This is a genomic window from Alcanivorax sp. UBA3183 (assembly GCF_002364155.1).
GTDB lineage: Bacteria > Pseudomonadota > Gammaproteobacteria > Pseudomonadales > Alcanivoracaceae > Alcanivorax > Alcanivorax jadensis.
In genome coordinates, this window is record NZ_DEXN01000024.1 from 35917 (window position 1) to 37674 (window position 1758).

The 1758-nt window shown below is 57.6% G+C and carries 3 protein-coding genes; 2 read left to right on the forward strand and 1 reads right to left on the reverse strand.

Going from position 1 to position 1758, the window contains the following annotated elements:
* Positions 1-317 (reverse strand): SDR family oxidoreductase (locus tag B3Q33_RS09735; RefSeq protein ID WP_286827504.1); only part of this gene is annotated, 317 nt, incomplete at its 3' end.
* 235 nt (positions 318-552) lie between these two features.
* Between B3Q33_RS09735 and B3Q33_RS09740 the strand changes: the two genes are divergently transcribed.
* Entirely contained in the window at positions 553-1185 is a 633-nt protein-coding gene (locus B3Q33_RS09740; protein ID WP_272962254.1) for a TetR family transcriptional regulator, read from the forward strand.
* A 123-nt stretch (positions 1186-1308) separates the two neighbouring features.
* Positions 1309-1638 carry a hypothetical protein gene (locus tag B3Q33_RS09745; protein WP_272962253.1) on the forward strand — a complete coding sequence of 110 codons (330 nt, stop codon included), beginning with the start codon at positions 1309-1311 and terminating at the stop codon, positions 1636-1638.
* Positions 1639-1758: the final 120 nt, after the last annotated feature.

The window sequence follows — 1758 nt, forward strand, 5'->3', positions numbered from 1 at the left end:
CCTTCGATGTTGGTGTAGCGCTGGGTGTTTTCGTCAGCGGTCAGGTCATAGATGGCGGCCAGATGAAAGAAGTGATCCACCTGACCGGTCAGGTCATCCTGATCCCGCTTGCTGACACCCAGCAGTTTTTCGTTGATATCGCCCTGGATGGCCACCAGACGATCGGCATCCACACCCAGGCGACGGCGCAGAGCGTCCAGCTTGTATTCCGAGCCGGAGCGAACCAGGGCAAATACCCGGCTGTCCTCGCGCTTGAGCAGGCGACCAACCAGAAAACGACCAATAAAGCCGGTGGCACCGGTGACGAAGTAGTTCATTGCTTTCCCCTTTTGCTTCCCTGCTGCTCGCTGTAAGCGGGCAGTCTGTGTTGTAGCGCTAGTTGATGATGCGCCGTGAGATCGGTAAGAGCCAAATTTCTTGCCTTACAACTGTAAGGCTAATTCTCTTTCAGCTAACACTTGTTTGTCAAAGATTATTATGTAATCAGTATGTAGTTGCGCGATGAGCGGTATCCATGGGAATATTTAACTAACACTCGTTAGTGACAATGTTATGGCTGAAACCACACGACAGCGCCAGAAACGACAAACCCGGGAGCGCATTCTGGAAGCGGCCCGTACCCTGATGGCCGGCGGCCGGGGTCTGGATAGTCTGGGCCTGCGGGAAGTGGCCCGGGAGTCCGGGCTTGCCGCTACCTCGCTCTACAATCATTTTCCGGACATGGATGCTCTGGGGTTGGCACTGATCGACTCCTGCTGTTTCCGGCTGCGCTCGGCCATGGAATACGAACGGCGCAGCATGATCGAAATCGGCCCGGCCCGGGCGGTGAAAGAGCTGGTCGGGCGCTTTGTGCGCTACCTGAACGACTATGAAAACGACTTCCGCCTGTTGGTGCAGCAGCGGTTGGGCAGCCATGACCGTTACCGGATGCGTATCCAGCGTGAACTGCAGCTACTGGTGGACGAGCTGGCCGAAGACGTGCGCCAGGCGGTGGCGTCCCAGGGGCGAGAACCGGTGCCGGCGGAGCAGGAAGCGGAAGCCGCCATTGCCATCATGTTCGGCGCTGGCATTTCCATGCTCGATAACACGGTAACCGCGCGCAGGGTGCTGGCGGACCATGCCTGCCTGCAGCTGGAAATGATGGCCCTGGGGGGGCGAATGATGGCTCAGGGCACGCGTCTTTAACTGCCTTCACCGGCTCTTTGAGGAGTGTAAAAAACAGGCAAATGTGACGTGATTCGTGGGTTTTTGACAAAAAATGCATAAAACTACTGACTCACATTCGCTTGATTGCCACAGGAGGTGGCGATGTCATTTGATCCCAGGGATCCCTACGACGCGGCAGCCCTGTATGACATGTGGCTCAATTGCAGCCGCTGTCCTGCCACCTTTGATTTCGAGCCCGGTGGTGACATCAATCTGGATTACTACCACCGCATCGGGCAGCAGGCGCGCCGCGACAAATGGGCGGTACTGCCTGCCCGCAGCAAAGGGGATGAGCTGGTGTTCAATGTGCTCTGCCCGGCCTGTGCGCGGCGTCTTGGCGTGGCTGGCTGCGATGGCCGCATGGAGCTTGCGGCCCCGGTGATTGACCAGATCTGTCAGGCCATGCGTGAGGCTTCCGGCGAAGCGGCCTGAGCGTTTCTGTCATCGTCGCCCTTTTCGTGTCTGGTTAGACTGGCGGGTAATTCTGAGGAGTTACCCATGAACGCCGATTCCCTATCCCTTTATCACGCTATGACTGAGCGCCGTTCCGTG

Bases quoted from the DNA above. Each gene is read 5' to 3' on its own strand.
- B3Q33_RS09740 (WP_272962254.1), top strand. From the start codon at position 553: ATGGCTGAAACCACACGACAGCGCCAGAAACGACAAACCCGGGAGCGC.
- B3Q33_RS09745 (WP_272962253.1), top strand. From the start codon at position 1,309: ATGTCATTTGATCCCAGGGATCCCTACGACGCGGCAGCCCTGTATGAC.